Below are 24485 nucleotides of genomic sequence, written 5' to 3'. Positions count from 1 at the left end.
TGGAGTGGAGGGAATCTCCCGATCGTCTGGTGAACCATTGTCGGAGACGGCCTTTCAACTCTCGAATTCTGGTTTTCCCCCGATGCTCCCGTTTTTATGACCGATAGTGCCCTTTTAGAGGCCGTGTCCTTCGATGAGGCCGGTCTCGTACCTGCCATCGTTCAGGATGCGAGCACAGACCAAGTGCTTATGATGGCGTACATGACTGCCGAGACACTCCGCGATACCCTTGATTCGGGCCGCATGGTGTACTGGAGTCGGTCGCGGCAGGAACGGTGGGTGAAGGGGCAGACGAGTGGCCACACCCAGATGGTACAGGAGGTACGATTGGACTGTGACGGCGACACGCTTCTGTTTAAAGTGGAACAGGAGGGCGGGGCCTGTCACACGGGATATGAGTCTTGCTTCTATCGACGGGTCGAGGGGGAAGAGCTCGTGGCGGATGGGGAGAAGGTGTTTGATCCCGACGCCGTGTACGACGATGCTTAATGTGCCGATTGTCCTTCGGGGACTGCAACGGGACTACCTCCGTTGAGGCGTTTGCGGGGACAGGGAACGCACCTTCAGGCCGTCCCGATTCGTGCGATTGGGCCGCTGCACTTCGTATCGAGATGTCTTTTCATTATCACGACTACGATCCAATGACCGCTTCCCCCTCCGACGAACAGGAGACCAACGTAAGTCTTTTCGACATGGCCGCTGATGGAGCGTCCCCTGCCGATGCCGATCGGGTGCAGGTGCTGAAGCGGGCGCTCTTTGATCTGTCCTATTTGATCATGAATGCGGACGGGACGGAGCACATCTCCGAACGGATGCTGGTGCAGAAGCTCGAACGACGGATGGAGCAGGAGGGAAGTGTGAATGCGGAGGCACGGGCGGACGAGCTGGCTCCTCTTTTGGAGAAGGGACCTGAGGCCGTTCGTGAACGGGTGCAGGCGTTGGCGGCTGAGCTAGCAGAGCAGGCGGGCGATCGTGCGGAAGTGCTGGCACAGCATTATCTGGACTTTCTAAAGGGGCTCATTGTGGCAGATGCAAACGTGGCGGCCGAAGAGTATGAGCTCTTTGATCTTCTTTGCGAAGAGTGGGGGATTGAAAAAGACCTTCCTCGATCCTGAATGACTCATCTCAAATTGTATCGTTGCGAGGGGAGTTAGGAGAGATGGAGAAATCAAGGCCCCGTTTGACTTGTGCGATGCCACCGGACGGTTGTTGAACGCATTGATCCCGGAGGACATTGCGCGCGGAGTCTTCGAGGAGGAATGAGCGATGGCGGAGATGAGCAGGATCGAATGATGTTTCCGTTATTGCAAAGAAGCATCCCTAGGCCTTTGATACGAAAAGGAAAGACGACTCCCAGACCGAACCCGCTCCGGTCTGCGGTGGTGCGCCTCGACATCGAGTCTTCCGTTTTGGGTCTATAGGCTTGCGCAATCGCATGGTGGTTCCACTACGGGGAAGCTAGCTTGCCGACCTCTATTTGGGGGCTCCAGGACTCTTCGCCCACTGTATCTCGGCGACGAATCCGCTCGCAAACCAGGTTCTAAAGGTGGGACCGTTGCTGGGGGGAGGCGGAGAGGCCATTCGACAGCAAATCGATAAGCCTTGTGCGCGAGGGGAACCGCAATCACGAAAGTCGCCTTTGAAGCGGAAGGGTGGGGAGAAACGTTGTGCCCAACGCCTTCAGGAAGTTGCGCGTCGATTATGAGACCACCGTGCCCTCACAGTTCCTCCGATTCCAGACGCACCGATGCGGTTGACGTGTCGCTTCACTCGGAACGTGTCATTCGACGACACTAGGAGTCTGGGACTCTCGGGTTTTTCCAATCACAACTGAGGGAAGGAAAAAGGATTGGCACCCCACGCAAGTAGATCGGGGGGCGTATTTTCCCAAAAAGAGATCGAGGACTACATCGGAGATGAGAGCGACCGATTGCGCAAGCGGGATTCAAGGGAGGAAATGTCGTCCTGCAGGTCGGGGTCCGACTCCAGGTTTTCCTCGATCTTCCGGTAGGCGTGGATCACGGTGGAGTGGTCGCGCCCACCGAAGCGGGTGCCAATATGGGAGTAGGACTCGTCCGTCAGTTCACGACAGAGGTACATCGCGATTTGGCGGGCTCGGGCTACGGCTTGCTTGCGGGACCGGGAGAGGATGTCGTCTTCCGACAGCCGGAAATAATCGGAGACCTGCTCAATGATTTCGGCGGCATCGAGAGCGGTCGGCTCCTCGTCGGTATGTTCGCGGAGATATTTGCGAGCCGTTTCGAGGTCAAGAGTGCCGTTGTCCAGTTGTACGAGTGCCGTGAGCCGGGTGAGCGTCCCTTCGAGCTGCCGGACGTTGGAGTCGATGCGCTGGGCAATGAGTTCCAGCACTTTCGGCTCCACGTCGATATCCTGACGAGCCGCCTTGCGCTGGAGAATGGCAATACGAGTCTCCAGGTCGGGGCGCTGGATATCGGCACTCAGGCCCCACTGGAAGCGGGAGAGCAGACGTTCCTCAATGCCGGGAATCTTAGCTGGGGGGCGATCGGCGCAGAGAAAGATCTGCTTGCCGTTTTGGTGCAAGTCGTTGAAGATGTGGAAGAACTCCTCTTGGGTCTTTTCTTTTTCCCCGAAAAACTGCACGTCGTCGACGATGAGGAGATCGGCCTGCCGGTAGTAACTGGAGAAGGCCGCAATTCGGTTTTCTCGGACCGACTGAACGAACTGGCTCGTAAAGCGGTCGCTAGAGACGTACAGGACGTGCTCGGCGGTGTTGTGTTCGAGGGCGTAGTTGGCGACTGCCTGTGCGAGGTGGGTCTTGCCGAGCCCCACGCCTCCGTACACGAGGAGCGGATTATAGTTTGTACTGCCTGGCTCTTCGGCCACCGCAAACGCCGCGCTGCGTGCCAGTCGGTTGCCGTCGCCCTCAATAAACTCGTCGAACGTGTATTCCGGCCGCAGATGCTCATGGGCTTTCTCGTAGAGGGCCGAGCGCTCGTCGGCGGACCCGGCACCGGCCCGCTCAATGCTTGCCAACTCTTCCGGCGTTGGGGCAGCTTCCCCCGCCACGTCGGGCGTTTCGTCTGCGCTGGACGGTGAGGACGGCTGAGCGGCCGACGAGCGCTCGGTGTTGCTGGGGCCGGAGGGCGAGGAGGATGGGGAGGCGGTTTTTTGAGATCGCTGGGGAGAGCGCGGGGACGAAGAGGACGCCGCCGACCGGTCGTCAGAAGTGGAAGGGCCCTCGGGACGAGAGGGAGGAGGAGACGAGGACGACTGCTCAGAAGCGGCGTCCGGGGATGGAGGCGAAGAGGAGTCGGGCTCGTCCCCGTCCGTCACAATCTCGTCCGGCCGTTCGGACTCCGGCGTGACTTCGTATTCAACGTCCGTTGGTTCTCCCACGGCCTGCGTTACGGCCTGATTGATCTCCTTATTGAATCGACTGCGCAGGTACTGAATCCCGAACGGGGTCGGCACCTGAAGCGTGAGGGTCGGGGTGCCTCCCTCAGTGTCGAGGGAAAGTGGCTCAATGGGATCAAGCCAATTCTGAACCGTCCGTTCAGGAAGGGCATCACGCAGGTCATGAAGGGCATCGCGCCAAGCGTTGGGAGCGGACGGAACCATAGAGAGAAAGACGGGCCAGGCGTTCGCGATGGACAGCGAGACGGCGCCGGAGGGTATGCCCAAATCGACGCGTGCACAACGTAGACCTGAGGCACCACCTTCGCAAGCGCATCCTGGGAAAATTTATATACGCGCGGTCGAACGCCGCTCAGGACGATTGGGGCGATGTTTAATGATACGTATGCGCTCTCTGGAAAATAAACGACAAACGAAGGGTGTCGATGTCGATTGGGTCGGTCACGCTTTAGAGGTCGTACGGCCGGCGCCCCTCAACCATTTTTTGTACGTCATGTACTTGCAGTGAGTATTTTTGGTCATCGACCCCCACACCAATGTCGAACGCATCAATCTCCTCTACACTCGTTTCGGATGCACACGCCATTTTTCGGGCCGCCATCCGTCGGGTCCAGGCGGACCGTCTATTTGAATCTTCCCCACTTGAGGCCTGGGCCGCGCGGAAGCCAATCGACTACGATACGGTGCAGGTGGTTGGCATGGGCAAGGCTGCGATGGCGATGGCCGGCGTGCTGGAGGAACGGCATGAGGGGCTGGTGGATGACGGAATCGTGGTGGTGCCTGAGAGCTATCCGGAGACGTACCCGAATCGGCTCCCGGCGCCCGACGCGATTCGCGTGATGGAGGGCGGACATCCGCTCCCGACCGAGAAGAGCGTCCGCGCAGCCCGGCGGATGCTGGAGCACGCCCGAGGGCTGGACGAAGGCGATCTGCTGCTCGTCCTTGTGTCGGGGGGCGGTACGGCCTTGTCGTCACTGCCCGTCGAGTTCATCGATTTGGCCGACCTCAAAACGACCTATCATCGGTTGCTCACGGCGGGGGTATCCATTGAGCCGGCGAACGTCGTTCGTAAACACCTCACGCAGGTGGGGGGCGGGCAATTGGCCCGGGCGGCCCATCCGACGCACGTAGGAGCATTGGTGGTTTCGGATGTTGTGGGCGATGACCCTTCCGTTATTGCAAGTGGGCCCACCGTCCCCGATCCCTCCACCTACGACGAGGCGATGCAGGTCCTATATCAGCACCAGCTCTGGCACGACGTGCCGGCATCGGTTCGCGAGCATCTGGCGGCCGGGGCCCGCGGCAAGCGCTCCGAAACCCCTTCGGAGGATGATCCCTGTTTTGACACGACGAAGACGACGCTGCTGGGCACCAATCAGATGGCGCTGGATGCGGCTCGTACGGCCGCCGAGGAGCGAGGGTATCAGGTGCGTGTCGAGTCGGGCGTGGAGGGCGAGGCGCGTGACGTGGCGCACCAGCACGTTGAGACGATGATGGAGGCAGACCCAGAAAAGCCGACGTGCTGGCTCTGGGGCGGGGAGACGACCGTCACGGTGACGGGCGACGGGAAAGGCGGGCGCAATCAGGAGCTCGCATTGGCGGGGGCGATTGCTCTGAACGACGCGGACGTGGACGCGGTGCTCTTAAGTGGGGGCACGGACGGCATCGACGGGCCGACGGACGCGGCGGGGGCCTGGGCGACGCCGGAGACGGTGGAGGGGGCTCGCTCTAATGGCTGTGATCCGGAGGCGCACCTGCGGGACAATGACTCGTACACGCTCTTCAATCGCATCGACCAGCTGCTGCGACCCGGCCCGACGCATACGAACGTAATGGACGTGCACGTCGGACTCGTGAAACCATCGGAGGAGAAGGACAACGCCTGAACTGAACGCCGGGCCTGCCGTTCACCTCAAGTCGTTCTCTTTATCCACCGTCCGTACAGTCCGTACATGCCCAACCGTCTTGCCGACGAGCAGAGTCCCTACCTCCGCCAGCACAAGGACAATCCCGTCGACTGGTACCCGTGGGGCGAGGAGGCCTTTCAGAAGGCGGAGGAGGAGGACAAGCCCATCTTCCTGTCGATCGGCTATTCCACCTGCCACTGGTGCCACGTCATGGCCCACGAGTCCTTCGAGGACGAGGATGTGGCCGAGATGATGAACGAGACGTTCGTGTCCATCAAGGTGGACCGGGAGGAGCGGCCCGACGTCGACACCATCTACATGAACGTCTGCCAGATGATGCGTGGACAGGGCGGATGGCCGCTCACGGTGCTCCTCACGCCGGATCGAAAGCCATTTTATGCGGCAACCTATCTGCCCAAGGAGGGACGCTTTCAGCAGATGGGGATGATGGACCTCGTGCCGCGCATTCAGCAGATGTGGGAAAATGAACGCGACCGATTGTTGGAGGACGCCGACGAGGTCACTTCGCTCCTTCAGCGGTCGGTGGACGAGAGCGGCGGGACGGAGGCGCCGGACGAGGAGGTGTTGGATGAGGCGTTTCAACAGCTTTCCCGCGAGTTCGACGACACGCACGGCGGGTTCGGATCGGCCCCGAAATTCCCGGCACCACACAATCTGCTTTTTCTCCTTCGTCAGTGGCACCGGACCGGGGAGGATCGAGCGCTTGAAGTGGTGACCGAGACCCTCGACCAGATGCGATTGGGCGGGATCTTCGATCAGGTGGGGTACGGCTTTCACCGTTACTCGACCGACGAGCGGTGGGTGCTTCCCCACTTCGAGAAGATGCTGTACGACCAGGCGATGCACGTGCTGGCGTATACGGAGGCGGCCCAGGCGACGGGCGAGAAGCGCTACGAGCAGACGGCTCGTGAGGTGCTCACCTATGTCCTCCGCGATCTACAGGCACCGGAGGGCGGCTTCTATTCGGCCGAGGATGCAGACAGTCCGAATGAGGAAGGAGAGATGGAGGAGGGCGCATTCTACGTCTGGAGTGTTGAAGAGGTGCGTGAGTTGCTCGACGAAGAGACGTCCGAGCTCCTGATCGACCTCTACAACATGACGCCCGAGGGCAATTACCAGGAAGAGGCCACCGGGAAGCGGACGGGGAAGAATGTTCTTTATCTGAATCGCTCGCTGGAGGAGGAGGCGAAGAAGCGGGAAATGGTGCTTCCTGAACTTCGGTCTACGCTTGAGGAGGCCCGTGCTACTCTTGTGGCGCACAGGGATAAACGGCCGCGCCCTGGATTAGATGATAAGGTTCTCACAGACTGGAACGGCCTTATGATTGCAGCCCTGGCCACGGCCGCTCGCGTCTTCGATGAGCCGGAGTACGAGCAGGCGGCGACCGACGCGGCGGCGTTCGTTCTCGATACGCTGCGAGACGAGGACGGCACGTTACTGCATCGCTACCGGGAGGGGGAGGCCGGGGTGCAGGCTCACCTCGACGACTACGCCTTTCTCGTCTGGGGCCTCATCGAGCTCTACGAAACGACCTTTGAGGTGGAGTGGCTGGAGGCGGCAATCGATCTCATGGACGAATCTATTGCCCAGTTCTGGGATGAAGAAGACGGTGGCTTCTTTTTGACATCCACGGATGGAGAGGAACTGATCGTGCGCCCCAAAGAGCTGTCCGATGGCGCCAAGCCGTCCGGCAACTCAGTGCACTTTTCCAATCTGATAAGGCTGGCGCGTCTCACGGGACGAACGCAACTGGAGGAGCGCGCCGATGCGCTTGCCCGCTGGGCGGGCCGACAGTCCCGATCGCGCCCGACCGGCTTTACCGCCCTGCTGGCCGGACTTCAGTTTGCCCTTGCTTCATCCCGCGAAGTCGTCGTTGCAGGCGAGGTGGACGGCGACGATATGCAGGCGCTGGTTGAGGTCCTGCGCTCCACCTACGATCCCTTTTCCGTGATCGTACATCGACCGCCGGGCGACCGTCCGGCTATCACGGACCTCGCTCCTTTTACGGAAGACCAAACGCCCCGAGACGGGCAGGCGGCAGCGTACGTCTGCCGGGATTTTCAGTGCGAGGCGCCCACGACCGATCCGGGCCAGCTCCGTGAGCAACTGTCGTTAGAATAGAGGCCCTTACTGAACCGACCGAACACTCTGATGATGACACCGAAAAATCCCCTTCAACCGTCACTCCAGACTTAGCATATAGGCCATCCAGATGCTGGCCCTCTAGATGGCCTGAAGCGACGAAGGGGGGCTTGGGAGGAGCTTACGTCTGAAGCGATGTATATCCTATGCACGATAGCGCAAGCTGGTCATAGAGCGAGATGTCAGAGTGCGCCGCTGTAGACAAACCATCCCAGCCCCACGGTAAAGGCGTAGAGGCCCCAGAGCCCGTGCTCGACCGCGACTTGGAGCGTCGATTCAGTCCGGGCGTAGGTGAGGGAAAATTGAAGTCCCATGATGACTGTCATCGCCGGGGCGAGCCAGTTTGCGAACACGATGTGGGCGAAGCCAAAGGTGAGGGCACTCGCGGTGATTTTTCCCCACCGGCTTGGGAAAAGAGCATGGTATCGGTGAAAGAAGAAGGCCCGAAAGATAATTTCCTGGGGATAGGCCGACAAGATGGGGTACGTAACGACAATTAAGAGCCACGCTTCGGGGTGGACCCGGGGAAAGGTGAACCAGAGATCGGGGCGCGCGAGAGCAAAGACTGTCCCCACCACGAGAGCACCAGGAAGGAACCAGCACAGAGTTCGACGCAGGTGGGTTCGGAAGGACGCCCGGTTCCACAGATGACGGCGCTGGAAGCTGCCGTCCCGCAGGAGTAGAGCCGTGCAGCCAGCAGCGAGCAGGAGGAGGATAAATGTCAGCCAGGTGTCGAGGAGTTGGCGTTCCAGGTAGAGAAAAATCGGGAGTCCCACATATAACGCCGCACACTCGAGTCCAAGGTACAGTCGACCGAGAGGGGTTGGGTTCCAGATTCGACTCTGGGGCGTTGCCTCATCGTTCTGCTGTGGGGAGAGGGGGCGAGAGGACAGTGTGCTCATCGATGATTTGCGCGGTATGTTGCACATCCGGTGCTTCTCTTGGAGTGGAGGGGCTCGACCAGGGAAGTACAAGGGGAGAGGGCAGCATAAGAGGACAGGCAGCCCCCATTGGGGTCCATATCTCACTACGAGGGACGATGTAGAATAGGACTCCCGATGGAAGGGAGACTCCTCCTTTGGCGCATCTCCCAAGCTCTCTCATTTGACAGCTGAGCGGACCGTGACGTACGCTGGGGGAGCGATCGTTGACGTGCTTTCGGTGTGATGCGACATCCGACGGGTGATGACAGTCTAACATCTTCGAAAATGACATTTCACGTCAGTCTGATGCGAGACCCGCTCCGGGATTCCGGCATTGTGAGTCGGATGTTGTCTTCCTCCAACGCAAAATTCGCTTGTGTTATGGAAGCGCTCCCACTATTCTGAATGTATCCGGAGATCCGTCTCCATTCGCGTTTCGTTGCACGAGTCCCTTTTCCGTTTCCATGCGTGATGTCTATATCGCCAGTGCCGTTCGTTCTCCCATCGGCCGCTTCGGAGGCGCCCTGAAAGACCATTCGCCCGTCGATCTTGCCGCTCCGGTAATGGAGGCCGCGCTCGACCGCGCCGATGTGGAGGGAGAGGCCCTTGACCTCTACATCTTTGGCAATGTGCTCCGCGCCGGGCACGGCCAGCTGGTGCCCCGGCAGGCGGCACTGCAGGCCGGCATCCCGGAGAGCATTGACGGATACGCCGTCGACATGGTGTGTGCGTCCAGCATGATGTCGATTATGAACGCGGCCACGAAGATCAAGGCCGGAGAAGCAGATCTAATCTTGACGGGGGGCACCGAGTCAATGTCGGATGCCGGGTTTTATCTCGATTCGGGGGCGCGATGGGGATACACCATGGCTCCGCGAGGCGAGACTGTGCAGGACATCATGCACCGCGATGGACTCACCGATCCGATGAGTGGAGAGGCCATGGGCGTGCAGACGGAACGGCTCTGTGCAGAGCTGGACGTGGCCCGCGACACGCTTGATGAGGTGGCTGCGATGTCGCAGCAACGGGCGGCCCAGGCGACCGAGGACGGGGGCTTCGACGACGAGATTACACCAGTAGAGTACGAGACCCGCGGCGGGACCGAAACCCTCACTACAGACGAAGGCATTCGGCCCGACACAACGGCGGACGGACTTGCGAATCTCAGTCCCGTGTTCCAGGAGGACGGAGTGCTTACGGCCGGCAATAGCAGTCAGATTTCCGATGGAGCGGCGGCAATGCTGCTGGCGAGTGCTGAGGCGGTGGAGACGCACGGCCTTACGCCGCTGGCAAAGGTCGGCACCGGACAGTGGTCGGCGGGCGCGCCCTACCGTTTTCCAGAGGCCCCCATTCCGGCCGTTCAGCAGGTGCTGGAGGACACCAACACGACGATTGAGGACTTCGACCTCTTCGAGAACAACGAAGCGTTCGCGCTCAATAACGTCCTATTTCATCGCGAACTGGGCGTGCCGTACGACAAACTCAACGTCCACGGCGGGGCCATTGCACTGGGGCATCCCATCGGGGCGTCTGGCACACGCATTGTCGTGACGCTCCTCCATGCCCTGCGCGAGCATGAGGGGACGCGTGGCCTCGCGGCCATTTGTCATGGTACAGGGGGTGGGGTTGCGCTTCCCATTGAGCGGTCTGCGTAGGCCCGTGTGGCAATAGCACGTTCGGGTCTGGCACATGCCCGGAACGGCCGCCTCCCCCGACCGGAGCCGCCGTCTGCCCATTTGGTTCCATTAGGAGGGATGGCAGTGGGCCGAGCCCCCGATGGCCCGCAGGACGAGCGGGGGCCCACCGTCATTGAGGGGACCGCTGATTTCATGAGGAGTGTGGTCGCCCCCGAACGCGAAGGCCTCGTCCAGGGTGAGGGTATCCCCAACCATGGTAAGGTCGGCGGGGTGGTCGGAGGGCACACGCAGGGACAGGGAGGAGCCAACCACCGTTAGTTCGGTTTCGTGTGTCGGGGCGCCTGTGTAGGAGAGATCACCGCCCTGAGAGCGAGCAGTGAGGGGACCATTCAGTGATTGAATTTCGACCGACGTACTGTTGGCCGTGACATCGGTCGCGCCGTCCACGTCCGTAAGCGACACGGGAGCGGCCACCGAGCGAAGGGTAAGCGTATCGGCCTGCACGTCCGTAATCGTGAGGGAGCCCACCGCGATACGAGCAATCACCTGGTCGCCCGAGAAGCCACTGATCGCGACGTCGCTGCTCTCGGCTCGAATGTCGAGGGTGCCCTCCAGGTTTTCTGCACGGCAGGGACCTCCCATCACCTTGAGGTCCAGGTGGCCTTGGAGGTCGGCGATGTCGATTTCTCCACCCGGCACGCGGAGGTCCGCCTCCACACGGGAGGGGAGCCGAAGGTCCACATGTACCGTAACATCGAGTGTACGGACCCAGCGCCACCACTCGGCGTCGGATTGGTCCCCGTCGCCGTACACCCGCACCGTGTCTTTCATTTGTTGGGTGCCCACCTGCATGCGGTCGAGGATATCCTCCGCGGTGTCTGGGGGACAGCCGGAGACGGAAATGTCGACTTCTACCCGATCCTTTGCCGGACCGGGTCGCATACGTACATGGGCACCGGGGACATCCACGGCGATTGAACACGGCTCGTCGACGAGGAATTCCTGAGCGATGACAGACACCGCGTCCTGCGGTGGGGCCGAGTCGGGCATGCTGAAGTGTGACGCGTAGAAACGGTTGAGCGTACGGGCAATATAGCAGGAACCGCTTCCCAATACCAATCGTCAACGTGGCAATGGATCCCTGTCCGTCGTCTTTTTTTCGTCGAGATACGCTCGACGTTGCGCGAGAGCTTCTTGGATATCGTCTCGTTCGCGAATTTCCGGGCCGAGGCCGGGGGCCGCTCGTCGGACGGATCGTAGAAACGGAAGCGTACACGCAGAATGATCCCGCCTTTCATGGATGGAACCTGTACGACCCGGAGACGGAATCGGTCCGGCGCGAAGGGCGTGGGGCCGACTTGTTTACATCCCCCGGCCTCGGATACGTCTACCTCATCTACGGGATGCACTGGCTCCTGAATGTCGTGACGGAGCCGGAGGGGACGGGAGGAGCGGTGCTCATCCGGGCGGTGGAACCGGTGGAGGGACAGAACGTGATTCGGGCGAATCGGGGCGAGAAGCATCGGACCGTGGATCTCACGAACGGGCCGGGCAAGCTGAGCGAGGCGTTTGGCATTGACGACGCATTTCATCAGGCCGACCTCACGCAGGCGCCGCTCTACTTTACCTCCGGAGAGCTCGAAAAGGACGAAACGGTCGCCACGTCTTCCCGCATCGGTATTTCGAAGGCCGTGGAGCGGGAGTGGCGCTTCTTTATCGACGGCCATCCTTACGTGTCGCCCGCCACGCCGAGTGATCAGACGACGTGACGTTCGGAATCCTCGGCTCGTCCGTCCGTACAACAGGAAAAGACGCATTCTCCCTCTGGCCTCACACCCGTGATTCTATCATGGAGACCACCCAAGAGCGCACAGACTACGAACAAGAGCGTGGAAAGCCCTTGCCGAGTGTCAATCACAGTCGTCTCCAGATTCGTCTCTCCGTTGCCCTTTTTGAGTACGAACCGGAGTACACGGTCTTGAGTGAGCTGGCACTCGAACTCGATGGGAACCGGTTCACGCCGGATCTCTGCGTATATCCGCCCCTGGAGGTGAATTACCAGGAGGATACGGTCCGAAAAACAGAGCCGCCCCTCCTCGCCGTCGAGATTGTGAGTCCGTCGCAGAGCACGCAGGACGTGGTGGACAAGATTACCGCGATGCTGGACGCGGGCGTTCAATCCTGCTGGCTCGTCCAGCCGACGACGGAAACGGTGACGATCTTTACGCCCGGCAACAAGCCGCACACCGTGTCGACGGATACGATCCAGGATCCGGCCACGGACATCGAGGTCGAGATCTCAGCAATTTTTGACGACGGATAGACCTCGTTTGGGGGCGCGTCTTTGTATTCTCTGGGTACACTGACTGGCACGATCATCCCTACGCCTCATGGAGCCACACCTGCAAGACTCGGTCGACACCGCCCGCACTTCGGAAGAGATCCGGGAGGAATTCCTGGAGTTCTTTGCCCAGCGCGATCATGAAATCGTTCCTAGTGCGTCGCTGGTTCCGGAGGGCGACAGCACCCTGCTCTTCACCAACGCGGGGATGAACCAATTCAAGGATGTCTTCCTGGGTACGGGACAGCGTCCGTATACCCGTGCCGTCGACACGCAGAAATGCCTGCGCGTGTCCGGGAAGCACAACGACCTGGAGGAGGTGGGGCACGACACCTACCACCACACCTTCTTTGAGATGCTGGGCAACTGGAGCTTCGGCGACTACTTTAAGGCCGAGGCCATCCGCTGGGCATGGGAGCTGCTGGTCGATCAGTGGGGCTTGGCGCCGGAGCGCCTCTACGCCACCGTCCACGAGGGCGACGAGGGTTTCGGCCTGGACGCCGACGAGGAGGCCTACGACCTCTGGCTCGAAGAGACGCCGATTCCAGAGGATCATGTGCTTTACGAGCCCTCCAAGGAGAATTTCTGGATGATGGGCGACACGGGGCCCTGCGGTCCGTGCTCCGAAGTACACGTGGATCTGCGCCCCGAAGCCGCACGGAAGGAGACGCCGGGTGTGGAGCTGGTGAACGAGGATCACCCACAGGTGATGGAGATCTGGAATCTCGTCTTCATCCAGTACAATGCGCAGCCGGACGGGAGCCTGGAGCGCCTGGACGACCAGCACGTGGACACTGGGATGGGCTTCGAACGCCTCGTGGCCGTGCTGCAGGGGAAGGAGTCGACCTACGATACGGACCTCTTCGCCCCGCTCCTGCAGGCGACCTGCGATCTTTCACCGCGAGACGAGGTGCGCGGCTACGACGATCTCGCCATTGACGACGAGGAGGAACGCGAGAAGGCTCGCATTGCCCTCCGCGTCGTTGCCGACCACATTCGGGCGATTGCTTTCGCCATCTCGGACGGCGTGATGCCGAGCAACACCGGGGCGGGATACGTCATCCGTCGCATCCTGCGCCGGGCCGTGCGCTATGGGTACCAGACCCTCGATCTGGATGAGCCATTCCTGCACCGACTCATGGATCCGCTCGTGGACAAGATGGGCGGCCAGTTCGACGATCTCGTCGATCAACAGGACTTCATTGAGCAGGCCATCCGGTCGGAGGAGGAGAGCTTCCTGAAGACGCTGGGGACAGGAATCGACTTCTTTGAACGCGTGGTGCCGTACGTCGAAGACCTCTCGAGCAAGGACGGCGAGGCCACCGACGAGATTCTCGGCGACCTTCAGCAGGACGGGCGGGCAATGGACCTGCTGGAGCAGGCCTACGTGGATGCCGACGACGAGGCGGAGATTCTTCGCTCGTTCGCTAGTGTCGCGCGTGAGGAGGCCGTGCCGGGACCGGTCGCCTTTCTCCTGCACGATACGTACGGCTTTCCGGTCGACCTCACGCAGCTGATGGCTCGGGAGCGGGGCCTGTCGGTCGACATGGAGGGCTACGAGGACCTGATGGAGCGCCAAAAGAGCCGTGCCCGCGCCGCGTCCTCCTTTGAGGTGGATCAGAGCGACGTGAATGCCTGGCAGCCAGTGACGGAGGGCGAGGCGTCGTCCGTGTTCGTGGGCTATGACCAGGAGTCGGTCGGCGACGCTGAGATCCGTGCGGTGCGCACCGTCGAGACGGAGGAGGGGGAGCAGTACGAACTCGAGCTCAGCCGTACCCCGTTCTACGCCGAGGCGGGCGGGCAGGTGGGCGATTCAGGCATTCTCCGCATCGGCGACGAAGAGGTCGCGGTGCACGACACGCAGCACGAGGGCGAGCGCATCGCGCACGTCGTTGATCACCTGCCGTATGAGTTAGACGCGCCTGTGGAGGCCATCGTGGATACGGATCGGCGTCGACGGATCCGCGCCCACCACACGGCCACACATCTTCTGCACGCTGCGTTGCGCGAAACGCTCGGCGATCACGTGCAGCAGAAAGGGTCGCTCGTGGCCCCGGACCGCCTGCGGTTCGACTTTAGTCACTTTGAGGCGGTGGACGAAAACACGCTGCGCGACCTGGAGCGGCAGGTGAACGCCGCCATCCGCCGCAACATTCCAAAGCAGGAGGCCCGCGAGGTGCCCATCGACGAAGCGAAAGAGCGGGGGGCAATGGCGCTCTTCGGCGAGCAGTACGGGGACCAGGTGCGCGTCATTACGTTCGACCCGGACTACAGCATGGAGCTTTGCGGGGGCACGCACGTCGACGCCACCGGCGAAATCGGGCTCTTTCGCTTCCTGTCGGAAGGGTCCGTCGCCTCTGGCGTGCGGCGCATCGAGGCCGTGGCGGGCGAGGCTGCGTTCGACCATGTGGAATCGCAACTCGATGAGTTCACGCAGGCCCGTCGGCAGTTCCGGTCCTTGCAGGACCCGCTGCCGGACGCCATTGCGCGGCTGCAAGACGAACGTGACGCGCTGCAGGAGCAGGTGGAGGAACTTCGCCATCAGCAGCTGGCCGGGCGCCTCGATTCGATCATTTCAGAGGGGGCGACGGAGGTAGACGGCATTACGGTCGTCACCGGCCGGATCGATCGCGCAGACATGGACGATCTCCAGGAGCTGGGGCAGGAGCTTCGCGACAAGCTCGGAGAACAGTCCGTGGGCGTGTTGGGCAGTACGGGAGAGGAGGGGGAGAAGGTGTACGTGGTGGCCACGGTCTCCGACGATTTGATTGAATCCGGTGTACTACAGGCCGGTGCTATTGTCGGTACACTCGGCAAACGACTCGGCGGCGGTGGGGGCGGACGTCCACAACTGGCCTCGGCCGGGGGGCGAGACGCTGAGAAGCTGGGCGAGGTTCTTGAGGAGGTGCCTGCGCTGGTTCGAGAGCAGCGGGGATGAGCACTCCCAGGGTCACATTCATGGAATCGAATCCGAGGCGGGGACGGGGATTCGTATGCCATATTCCGGGCAGAGTGTGCCGGCGGATACTGGCGTACGGGAGGCGTTTTGAGGCCTAATTTCGGAGTCGTCCACTCTCAAACGTAGAATGCGGCTTCCCGGATGAAGGAAGACGGCCCCCTTCAACGCCCATTCTGACCTGGGGCCTGTGGAGTCCCCAGTCGAGGTCGACAGAGGGGGAGAGAGAACGGTCCCAGAGCCCCGATTTTGTTTCTCAGAGAGTTGAAAGCTAAATCGAAGCCCCCGATATCTCCAAGCGACGCGCGGTCTACGCCGCCGGACATCTGCGATGAAGGGAGAACGTATGTGCGACGGCTATCCCGCATTCCGGACCCGTTGGGCGAGTCCCCCTGCGCTTTCGGCGGCCAAGACTTTCGAAAGGTACGGACGGTGGGCACAAAACAGCGTAGAGCGGCCTACGTCGTACGCGACGCAGACCCAGGCAGGGACCTCCTCGAAGAGGCGGTCGTCGTTCCGTGTGGCCTCAAAATCTTCGATGGCATTAGACAGAAGGGCACGTTGCTCCGGGAGCCACGACCCTTCGAAATGCACGGTGTCATCAACCTTCGGAGGAGTCACTGATTCGTCTTGTGGTTGTGGAAGCGGGTGCGAATTTCTTCGGCCAGTGCCGGTGCGGAGGGCGCCGACAGATGCAGTCCTAACTGGCGATCCGTAAAGTGGTAGTGTACCTGATAGGAGGATTCCTCGGCTTTCTGATCCTGGCTTTTGATGAGCCAGCGCGGGGACGGCTCGCCCGACGACGAGGCTGCCTCATACAATGCATCCGTGAGCAACCACTGGTAGTCGGTGCAGCCCTCAATTAACCCTTCAAATTGAATGGCTTGATGGACAGCGGTGCGGGTCATGAAGGCAGCCAGGAGGGCGGAGAAACGTTGGAACGAATGACTACTACTCCACCCAGCAAAATCTGGACCAGAGGAAAGGGATAGGGCGACCGTTTTGACAAATGGGGCCCCGAGGACGGCAAGAAGAGACGGTTTTTCCGGGCGGATGCGGGATTCGAACGCTAATTCGCTTCAGAGTTGTGGTCCGCGGACAGAGACGGGGAAAAAAGTACGCCGGACCGGGACGAAGAGAGAGGGGCGGGATGGTAACTTTTTCCGACGAAAAGGGGAGAATCTCCGGCGGAGAGGCCGTTCTTGGAGACTGTACCCGACCCAAGAAAGAGAGAGGATTACGGGGAGCGGCCGCTGCGTTCGGTTGCCACGAGGATGCGCATGTTGAGCGCGCGGGCGGCAGAAGCGACCGAAGCGAATTGTTCAATCGTGGCGGCCTGGTCGGCACGAACGATGAGGGTACTCTGAGCGGTGCGTGCAGCGCGGATTTCCTCGAGCAGGCGAGAGCCGGCCACGGGCGTGCCGTTCACATAGTAGGTGCCGTCCTTCGTGAGGGCGACCGTGATGGATTGTTCGTCGACCGGAGCGGAAGTGTCCACCTCCGGGAGGGTCACCTGAATGCCCATTTGAGGGATGAAGCTCGAGGTGAGCAGGAAGAAGATCAGCAGGAGCAGGACAATGTCCGTCATGCCGGCCAAGCTGATGTCCGTCATGGGCTCCCGGGAGGGCGAGAAGTCGAGGGACATAGAGCAGAGACAAGTGCTGAAGACGACACGCGAGAACCAGGACGGTTATCCGAGGGCCTCCTTCTTTCGCTGGCCGGAGGACACCGGTTCCTGTAGCAGATCGATGAAGTCGGTAGCGGACCGCTCCATATCGTTCGTCAGGCGACGGATGCGGCCAATGAGGAAGTTGTAGGAGAAGAGGGCCAGGATCCCGACGAGGAGACCGGCAGCTGTTGTCACAAGGGCCTCCCAGATCCCGCCCGCCAGCACACTCGGATTTACATTTCCTTGCAGGTTCTGGATTTCTTGAAAGGCCCGAATCATTCCAAGCACAGTACCGAAAAAGCCGAGCATGGGGGCAATGCCCGCGATGCTGGCCAGGAGATTGGTGCGCTTTTCGAGCTCAAACGTTTCGTGCTTCCCAGCTGCCTGCACGGCGTCCTGAATCTCCGAGATGGGACGTCCCAGTCGTTCGAGTCCCTGTTGCAGGATGCGGGTGATCGGGACATCCTTCTTTTCGCAGTAGGCAATGGCCCCCTCCACGTCTCCGTTGCGCACAAAGTCCCGAACTCGATCCGTAATGGCATCGGGATTGGACGATGCCTGTCGGATTGTGATGAGCCGCTCGATAAGCAGGTAGATCGTGAGAATTGAGAGGAGGACGAGGGGAATCATGACCCATCCTCCAAGCACGAGCATGTCGAGGACGGAGGAGGTCTGCGCGGCGGCTGCTTGGGCCGTGTCCGCGGCCACACTATCGACTTGCTGAAGAAAGACCATGAAGCAACGAGGCAAACGAGTGAATGACGGAAAACGGACCGTTACTGTAGACGCAGAGGCCAAGCGCCGTCCGGCAGTTTCGAGCCGTGCTGGTCGAGAAATTGTTGGGCAGCCTCTCGAGAGTCAAATTGCCCGACGCCCACACGGTACCGAGTCGTGTTCTCGACGTTTCCGGAAAGGACGCCGACCGGCGTCTGCTGATCGGCAAAACGTTGGCGAAAGTCGGAGGCAAGGGTGCGGGCGGGAGCTTGCTGGGTGCGAGACGCAACGATGATCGTCCAGCCGCCTGCTGTCGGATCGAGGCGCGGAGACGAGTCGGTCGTTGCGGTCGTCTCGTCGGAGGGGGAATCCGACGATGCGGAGGACGCAGTCGATTCTGCATTGTCTGTGCTAGAGGTCGTTTCTGCTTCCTCAGAGGCCGACGTTTCGGGCGTCTCCCCAGAAGACGAGGTGGTCGGGCCGGTTGAGGATGACGCATTGGGTTGGGCCGTCGTGCCCTGCAGGCGGGATTCCAGTTGGGCAAACGTGGTTCCGGGGCCGGGAACCATGCCCTGCTGGCCGAGGATGTACCACGCCCCTCCCCCCACCAGCAGTAGGATCAGCAGGGAGGTAAGGACCCGGAGGGTGGTAGAGGTTGTTTCCGTATCTTCTGGTGGGTCTTCCGATGCCGGCGGAGCCGGTTGAGGTTCTTCGGGGGCATCCGGGGTGGGTTCGGGGTCCAGGGCAGGTTCTGGATCGGAATCGGAGGTGGGAGGGGACTGGTCGACGGGCTTCGTCGCAGGAGCGTCTTCCGATGTATCTGAACCAGAGAATGGATCGACATCCTCGTCCGACGCAGACGCGGGCTCAGGCTCCTCCTCGAATGGGGAGGAGGGGGGCGCCTCCGTTTCGGACTGTTCTTCCTCGGATCCCCAGATGCCGGAGAGGGAATCGCGCTCTTCGTCGTACTCCTCGTCCGAAGGGGCCGAAGAGGCAGAGGCCGACGAGGCGTCTTCTTCGTCGGGGCCGCTCGGCATGTCCTCGACAAGTGGGTACAGTTCTTCCGTTTCTGTACGGGCCCCTCCCTCCTCGGTAGAAGAAACGTCTGAAGAGGAATCGGAGGGCGGGTCGGTCGGTGCGTCAGAGGGCTCCGTAGAAGAGGTCTGAAGCTCCTCGGTGTCTGCCGCTTCTTCCGCCGACGGGACCTCGAATTCTGCCGTGTCTGGCTCGTCGCTCGTTTGTTCCGTTTCTTCTTCGTCGTCCTCGCCATCAATCGGGCTCCAGTTGCTGCTTTCCTGGTAGCCGAGCGTAATGGTATCGGGCCCGCCGTCCGAGTCGTCTGTGTTCGTTTCCGCTGATGTGTCGGGGGCGCTCCCAAGGTCCTCTGTGTCCAGCCCCTCAAACCGATGGTTCACAGCACGAGCCAGTGACTCGCTGGGCTCAAAGACCAAGGTGCCATTTTCCTCCGAGAATTTTCCGAAGTCGGGCAGGCGTACCCCCTGACGAGCCCGCTTGCGTACCTCACGGAGCATGGCCCCGAGCAGTTTTTTTGCCTTCGCGTCGGGGAGGTCCAGTTCGTCGGCGAGCAGAGAATGAATCGGGGCAGACATAGCGGTAGAGAGGCCAACGAGAAAAAAAGGTCATTGCTGTTCGGGCTCGAAGGTGACGACGTCCCGAGGGGGTTTCATGTAGCTGTCACCGTCCGGGCCTTCTTTCTGTTCACTAGGACGGTGCTCCACAGAGAAGGTGCCGAAGCCGGGGACCTGCACGGTCTCTCCATTTTCGAGTTTCTTGCGCGTAACGCGAACAAATGCCTTGATGATGTCTTCGGCGGAGGGCGTGCTCATGGCAGCAAATGGGAGGACAGCGAAAAGGACGAGCGAACAGGGGGGTCAGGATATACGAAAAGCGAAAATCCGTTTCGTATCGTCCGATTGCAAGGGGCAGAGTTGAAGGTGCAGCGGCACAGAACGTCTCACTACCAATGAATTCGAACCCCACCCATGATCATTGCAGGGGGACGGGCATACCGGGCCCATTTCTTTGGGGCCTCAGGGCCGAGGTTCTTTGCCCGGACGACAATGTCAAGGAGGGAGGATACGGCGTAAGAGCCTTCGAGGTCGAAGTGTATGTAGGTGCCCACTTCGGTATCGCCGGAGGGCGTCGTCGGACGCGGACTTTCGATCGTGCCCGTCGTTTGGAGTAAACCGCGTTGATCCGCAAAGGAGACCGAGAGCATCGCATCGGTGACCAGTGGGGAAAAGTAAGGGATAGGGGCATTATCTCCAACTAGCTCACCGTCTCGAACGGAGACATCTACCGATGCTTCCACCCCGGTGAGGCCCTGGAGGGCGATCTGGCCGCCTCCGTGAATGATTCGGGCAGAGGCGTGTTGAACGAGCAGAGGGACGTTGGGGACAAAGGAGGAGGGGTTTTGGGTGTACTGGTAGCTTGGGGCATACCGGTATCCCGCTGTGGGCTGGATGCGAAGCGGGCCGAGAGAGAGAAGTACGCCGGACTCGGCCTTTGTGGTGTAGAGGGTGGGGCGAACGGAGGGGGCGTGCTCGGCGTACGGATTCCGACGATAAAGATCGGCGAGGCCGTCCGACGTGACCGACGGAGCATTTTCGGCAAAGAGGGTGACCCCAGGGGCCAACGAGAGCTCCACCCGCCCCGCCGGGGCGATGAAGGCAGCGGACGCCGTGTTGTCGGTGCGCTGGCGTGGAGTCGCGGGAGCCTCAAACCCAAGGAATCGTCCTCCCAGGGTGGCCGAGAGAGCATCGGAGTCTGCCAACTGAAGGGAAAGACCGCTGCCGACCCGATACCCCGTATGGTTGGGCACGTCGCCGCCATACGAGGCACGGTGGGCGAGCGCATCCAGGGTCGTAGCCATGCGCCCGATGGGGACCGTGAGTGACCCGTCGAAGGCGAGCCGGTGTTCGTGGTACGCGTCCGATGGAGCATCCGGACGAGGGGCCAACTGGCTGGTATACTGTGTACGATCGAAGGAGACCTCTACCGACGACGTGATCGATCCGAACGTGCGAAGTCGGAGGGCAGAGCCCGTCGTGTACCCCGACCGATCGGGGGCAATCGCGGCGGTATCTTGCCCGACGGGTGGGAGGCCGTAGAGGGTATAGCGCTGGGCCTGTGCGTGGACGTCTGCCGTGACTGCCAGAGCGTCGTGGCGGCTCTCGAACAAGAGGGCTCCATCAAAGACGTCGGAGGGAGTGGACACGTCTGAGCCCGGAAATGGCGAGAAGCCGTCCAGACCCGAATAGTCGGCGCGAACGGAGAGCGTTTGTTGTGCTGTGAAGGGAAAGGAGAGGCGACCCCGAGCAAATCGAGAAAGGTACCGCCCGCCGCCCATCTCCACAAACCCCTCCTGAGGGTCGGCTGGGGTACTCACCGTCTGAGACGCAGCGTCCGGCGCCGGCAAACTTTCCGGCAGATCTTCCAAGGCCTGCTTGTAGGGCTCAACGTACGGCATCCGTCCGTCTGGAACTGAGGGGATGGTCGGTGGCGAGGCAAAGCCCCGGAGCGGCTGGCGTTTCAGGGACGGAAACGACAACTGAAGTTCCCCCCGGATTTCGATCTCCTGCGGAGCAATCTCAGGCAACTGCTGCTCGGGGGCGTCGCCTTGCTCCTGGGCGACGCTGTTGTAGGGCAAAACGCACACCAAAATGAAGACAGCGAAAAGGCGGCACGTGGAACGGGCGGAGATACGGACAAGAGCGGCGATCACGGGGAAGCGCATGGGTGGAGTCGATTCGGAAAAGCAGCGATGGGGGCATCGCAAGCGCTAGAGGGACTGGCGCTCCTCCTTCGCGGTTTGGGCGAAGGGCGTGCCCGGGTACGAGTTTACAACCTGATCGTAAAGCTGAGCGGCCTGGCCGGTTTGACCCATTTCCTGATAGGCTCGGGCTTGTTCGAGAAGGGACTTGGCCACCCATTCAGGGTATCCAGCAAAGAGAGCGGACATACGGTCGAGCTCCTGGATCGCGTCCTGCCGATTGCCCTGCTCGCGGAGCAGTTTCCCGAGTCGGAATAGGGCCTCAGCCCCGGTTTCACTGTCGGAGTCTTCTACGACGCGCCGGTAGAGTCCAAGGGCGTTTCCGGACTGTCCCTCGTCCTCGTAGATTCGGGCGAGCCCAAGCCGCGCCGAGGCTTGCAGCGGGCCTCCTTGCGCCTCGTCCAGAATCCGGTTTAGAATGGTTTTCGCCTCATCGTTGCGGTCGAGGTTTAGCAGGGCTGTGCTTTGCCCGTACCGGGCCTGGGCGCGAAGCTCGTCATTGATGGCGTCGCTTTCAGCGGCTGCCTTGTAGGCGTCCATGGCTTTCGTATAGGCATCCTCGTCCATGTAGAGATCTCCGAGCCGAAGGGCCCCCTCTGGCAGGACATCGCTATCGGGGTACTGGTTGACGAGCTGTTGTAGGTAGTTTTTGGCCTCAGTCGTTGCGTCGTCGTTGGCGTATAGAAGGCCGAGGTAGTAGTAGGTTTCGGGCAGGAGAGCGGTTGTGGACGAGGTGCGCACAAACTCCTGGAAAAGGCGGAGGGCCTGCTCAGAATCGCCGCTCTGGTAGGCCGCTTTTGCACGCTGGAAGCGAAGCCGGTCTTCAAGGTTTGCGTTCGGGTTCTGCTTGGCAATCGACGCGATCAGCTCGTCGGCACGATCGCTTTGCCCCGCTGCGCTAAGAGCAAAGAAAAGGCTTGAGGCGGCCTCGTTGGCGGTTGGGCTTTCGGGGTATTCTTCGAGTACGGTCCGGTAGGCCTGTACGGCCTGCTCCATCTCGCCAGCATTGTAGTGACTGTCCCCAATGCCGTATTGGGCCTCTGGGGAGAGACGATGATCCGCATACGTGTCCAGGAAGCGCTGATACGCTTCCACAGCCGCTTCGTACTCTTGTAGTTGAAAGTGTACGGCCCCGATTCGGTAGAGGACCTCCGGGTGCCAGCGACTATCTGGATAGCGCTCCACAAAGCGGCGAAGTGTGCGGAGGGCCTCCTCGCGTCGACCTGCATAGTTGAGTGCCTCCCCCGCCTGGTAGAGCGCGTAATCGGCCCCCTGGCCGCCGACCCGCCGATAGACTTCAAGGGCATTCTCGTACTGCTTCATGGCCAAATAGCTATCGGCGAGGCGTAGACGAGCGTCCTGAGCGTAGGGAATGTCCGTCTGTTGGTCGTCGAAGGCATTCAGGAACTGTTGAAAGAAGCGCGCTGCGGGCTGAAAGCGATTCTGTTTGAAGTACGTCCAGGCCAGAGCGTATTGGGCGGCCACGGCGTGATCGCCGGTTGGATTTTCCTCCAAGTACCGCTGAAAGAGGGTGCGGGCCCGACCATAGTTGTTTTGCTGATAGTGGCAGTCGGCTCCCCAAAAGAGAGCCTCCCGGCCGCGGGGGGTATTCGCGTGAGCATCGGCCAATGCAAGAAAATCCGGAGCCGCGTCCGCAAATCGATCCTTCTCATACTGGGCCCAGGCCTTTTGGAAGCGGACTTCGACAAGCAGGGAGTCGGGAGCGGAATCGCGTTTGGCGGCCTGGTTGTACGCCTGAAGCGCGCGGTCTAGGCTCTCGTCCACGAGGTACGCGTTGCCGAGCCAGTAGTACGCATCGCCGACCCGTTCGGCCTCGGGATGGTCGCGCACGAGGGCACGGAGAAAGGCTGCTGCCGAGCCATACTGCTCTTGTTGGTAGCGGAGCAGACCGGCCTCGAACAAGGCCTCTGCGGCAAGACGGCTCTCAGGCTGCTGCTCGGCGGTGGTTTGGTAGAGCTCCACCGCTCGATCTGTCGCGCCGGCCAACGCCCGGCTTACGGCCTCGTAGTAGGTGGCCTTTTCCGAGAGGGGAGATGCAGCCTCACGTCGAACCCGCGAAAAGGTCTCGGCCGCCTGTTGATGTTCCTTCGCCCGAAAGTAGTGCCAGGCCAGACCGTACGTGGCCGGCCCCGCATACGGCGTGTTCGGGTATTCGTCGATCACCTGACGGTAGTGCACGACCGCATCTTCGCCGTTGCGCAGGTGGTTTGAGGCTTCGGCGAGGAGGAACAGGGCACGGGCCCGCTGCGAGCCTTGCAGTTGGTCGAGACGTCCGCGAAGCTCAGTGGCGGCCTGCTCGTACTGTTCAAGACGGTAGTACACCTCGGCGAGGGCGGTTCCAAGGTTGCGTGCAAAAGGAGAGGTCGGGAACTGCCGTCCCAACTCTTCGAACGAGGCGGCCGCTGCGTCGTAGCGTTCGAGGCGCACCTGCGTGGCACCGAGAGCATAAAAGGCAGCGGGCGCCACGTCTGTGTCGGGGTAGTCGCGCTTTACCTGTTGAAAATAGCGCAGGGCCCGGTCGAGACTGCCGCGCTCGCGTTCGGTTTTCCCGAAGAGGTACAAGGCGCGAGCCGCCTGGGCGGGCGTGGCGGGGTCGTCGATGATAGATTGAAGCTGGCTTCGAGCGGCGTCGGTGTCTCCTTCATCAAGGAAGTACTGTGCGAGGCTCAATTGGGCCTCCGCTGCTCGCGGATGGGAGGGGCGCGTACGCTGGAATCGCTTGAAGAGCCGAATGGCCTCCTGGTCGCGGTTCTGCGCGAGCGCCGCCTTGGCCTCCAGGTAGAGGGCCTGGCCGGCCTGCGAATGGGTAGGGTAGGCTGCCCGGTAGGCGTCGAACGCCGTCATGGCCTCGGCATAGAGCCGTTGGTTGTAGAGCTCCACCGCCGATGCAAATTCTCTTTGGGCAGAAGGCGCGGTTTCCTGAGCAAACGCCGTGAAGGGCGCAAGAAGGCTCGCCATCACAAGG

19 protein-coding genes are annotated in these 24485 nt (G+C 61.2%); 8 read left to right on the top strand and 11 right to left on the bottom strand.

Annotated features, from left to right (window positions below; all coding sequences use genetic code 11):
* Positions 1-96 precede the first annotated feature (96 nt).
* Both hisI and BSZ35_RS02015 read left to right on the top strand, forming a co-directional pair.
* Entirely contained in the window at positions 97-489 is a 393-nt protein-coding gene (gene hisI, locus BSZ35_RS02020) for a phosphoribosyl-AMP cyclohydrolase (RefSeq protein ID WP_105010893.1), read from the top strand.
* Positions 490-611: 122 nt separating this feature from the next.
* Positions 612-1115: a hypothetical protein gene (locus BSZ35_RS02015; protein WP_105010892.1), complete on the top strand. Its 504-nt coding sequence runs from the start codon at positions 612-614 to the stop codon at positions 1113-1115.
* 790 nt (positions 1116-1905) lie between these two features.
* On the opposite strand, the gene dnaA is transcribed toward BSZ35_RS02015, so the two are convergent.
* On the bottom strand, positions 1906-3600 hold the full coding sequence (gene dnaA, locus BSZ35_RS02010) for a chromosomal replication initiator protein DnaA (protein WP_105010891.1): 1695 nt from the start codon (positions 3598-3600) through the stop codon (positions 1906-1908).
* A 332-nt stretch (positions 3601-3932) separates the two neighbouring features.
* On the opposite strand from dnaA, the gene BSZ35_RS02005 reads away from it, so the two are divergent.
* Together BSZ35_RS02005 and BSZ35_RS02000 are read left to right on the top strand one after the other, a co-directional pair.
* Entirely contained in the window at positions 3933-5282 is a 1350-nt protein-coding gene (locus BSZ35_RS02005; protein WP_105010890.1) for a DUF4147 domain-containing protein, read from the top strand.
* A gap of 66 nt (positions 5283-5348) precedes the next feature.
* The gene (locus BSZ35_RS02000; protein ID WP_105010889.1) at positions 5349-7445 is read left to right on the top strand and encodes a thioredoxin domain-containing protein; all 2097 of its coding nucleotides are present in this window, start codon (positions 5349-5351) and stop codon (positions 7443-7445) included.
* Between the two features lie 203 nt (positions 7446-7648).
* Here BSZ35_RS02000 and BSZ35_RS01995 read toward each other — a convergent pair whose 3' ends face one another.
* Positions 7649-8368: a CPBP family intramembrane glutamic endopeptidase gene (locus tag BSZ35_RS01995; RefSeq protein WP_181149139.1), complete on the bottom strand. Its 720-nt coding sequence runs from the start codon at positions 8366-8368 to the stop codon at positions 7649-7651.
* Between the two features lie 485 nt (positions 8369-8853).
* Between BSZ35_RS01995 and BSZ35_RS01990 the strand changes: the two genes are divergently transcribed.
* Positions 8854-10044, top strand: a complete 1191-nt coding sequence (locus BSZ35_RS01990) for a thiolase family protein (RefSeq protein ID WP_105010887.1) — start codon at positions 8854-8856, stop codon at positions 10042-10044.
* 90 nt (positions 10045-10134) lie between these two features.
* Here BSZ35_RS01990 and BSZ35_RS01985 read toward each other — a convergent pair whose 3' ends face one another.
* Positions 10135-11076, bottom strand: a complete 942-nt coding sequence (locus BSZ35_RS01985) for a DUF4097 family beta strand repeat-containing protein (protein ID WP_105010886.1) — start codon at positions 11074-11076, stop codon at positions 10135-10137.
* An 83-nt stretch (positions 11077-11159) separates the two neighbouring features.
* On the opposite strand from BSZ35_RS01985, the gene BSZ35_RS01980 reads away from it, so the two are divergent.
* The 3 genes from BSZ35_RS01980 to alaS all read left to right on the top strand — a co-directional run bounded on the left by BSZ35_RS01980 (position 11160) and on the right by alaS (position 15305).
* Complete coding sequence (locus BSZ35_RS01980) at positions 11160-11795, top strand: DNA-3-methyladenine glycosylase (protein WP_105010885.1); 636 nt, start codon at positions 11160-11162, stop codon at positions 11793-11795.
* 80 nt (positions 11796-11875) lie between these two features.
* Positions 11876-12349, top strand: a complete 474-nt coding sequence (locus tag BSZ35_RS01975) for a Uma2 family endonuclease (protein WP_105010884.1) — start codon at positions 11876-11878, stop codon at positions 12347-12349.
* A gap of 67 nt (positions 12350-12416) precedes the next feature.
* Positions 12417-15305: an alanine--tRNA ligase gene (gene alaS / locus BSZ35_RS01970; RefSeq protein WP_105010883.1), complete on the top strand. Its 2889-nt coding sequence runs from the start codon at positions 12417-12419 to the stop codon at positions 15303-15305.
* Between the two features lie 375 nt (positions 15306-15680).
* On the opposite strand, the gene BSZ35_RS01965 is transcribed toward alaS, so the two are convergent.
* The 8 genes from BSZ35_RS01965 to BSZ35_RS01930 form a co-directional block, all read right to left on the bottom strand.
* Entirely contained in the window at positions 15681-15944 is a 264-nt protein-coding gene (locus tag BSZ35_RS01965; protein WP_105010882.1) for a hypothetical protein, read from the bottom strand.
* A complete protein-coding gene (locus tag BSZ35_RS01960) occupies positions 15941-16231 on the bottom strand; it encodes a hypothetical protein (protein ID WP_105010881.1) in 291 nt (96 codons plus the stop codon). The genes BSZ35_RS01965 and BSZ35_RS01960 overlap by 4 nt, the downstream gene beginning before the upstream one ends.
* A 329-nt stretch (positions 16232-16560) precedes the next feature.
* The gene (locus BSZ35_RS01955) at positions 16561-16968 is read right to left on the bottom strand and encodes a biopolymer transporter ExbD (RefSeq protein WP_105010880.1); all 408 of its coding nucleotides are present in this window, start codon (positions 16966-16968) and stop codon (positions 16561-16563) included.
* A gap of 45 nt (positions 16969-17013) precedes the next feature.
* Positions 17014-17727, bottom strand: coding sequence for a MotA/TolQ/ExbB proton channel family protein (locus BSZ35_RS01950; protein WP_105010879.1), 714 nt, complete (start codon positions 17725-17727; stop codon positions 17014-17016).
* Between the two features lie 41 nt (positions 17728-17768).
* Entirely contained in the window at positions 17769-19316 is a 1548-nt protein-coding gene (locus BSZ35_RS01945; protein ID WP_105010878.1) for an SPOR domain-containing protein, read from the bottom strand.
* A gap of 30 nt (positions 19317-19346) precedes the next feature.
* Positions 19347-19553 carry an HU family DNA-binding protein gene (locus BSZ35_RS01940; protein WP_105010877.1) on the bottom strand — a complete coding sequence of 69 codons (207 nt, stop codon included), beginning with the start codon at positions 19551-19553 and terminating at the stop codon, positions 19347-19349.
* Positions 19554-19684: 131 nt separating this feature from the next.
* Positions 19685-21376, bottom strand: a complete 1692-nt coding sequence (locus tag BSZ35_RS01935; protein ID WP_146109973.1) for a hypothetical protein — start codon at positions 21374-21376, stop codon at positions 19685-19687.
* A gap of 132 nt (positions 21377-21508) precedes the next feature.
* Positions 21509-24478: a tetratricopeptide repeat protein gene (locus tag BSZ35_RS01930; protein ID WP_181149138.1), complete on the bottom strand. Its 2970-nt coding sequence runs from the start codon at positions 24476-24478 to the stop codon at positions 21509-21511.
* Positions 24479-24485: the final 7 nt, after the last annotated feature.

The sequence above is a fragment of the Salinibacter sp. 10B genome, assembly GCF_002954405.1.
Taxonomy (GTDB): domain Bacteria; phylum Bacteroidota; class Rhodothermia; order Rhodothermales; family Salinibacteraceae; genus Salinibacter.
This window is presented reverse-complemented; position numbering and strand designations above follow the sequence as displayed.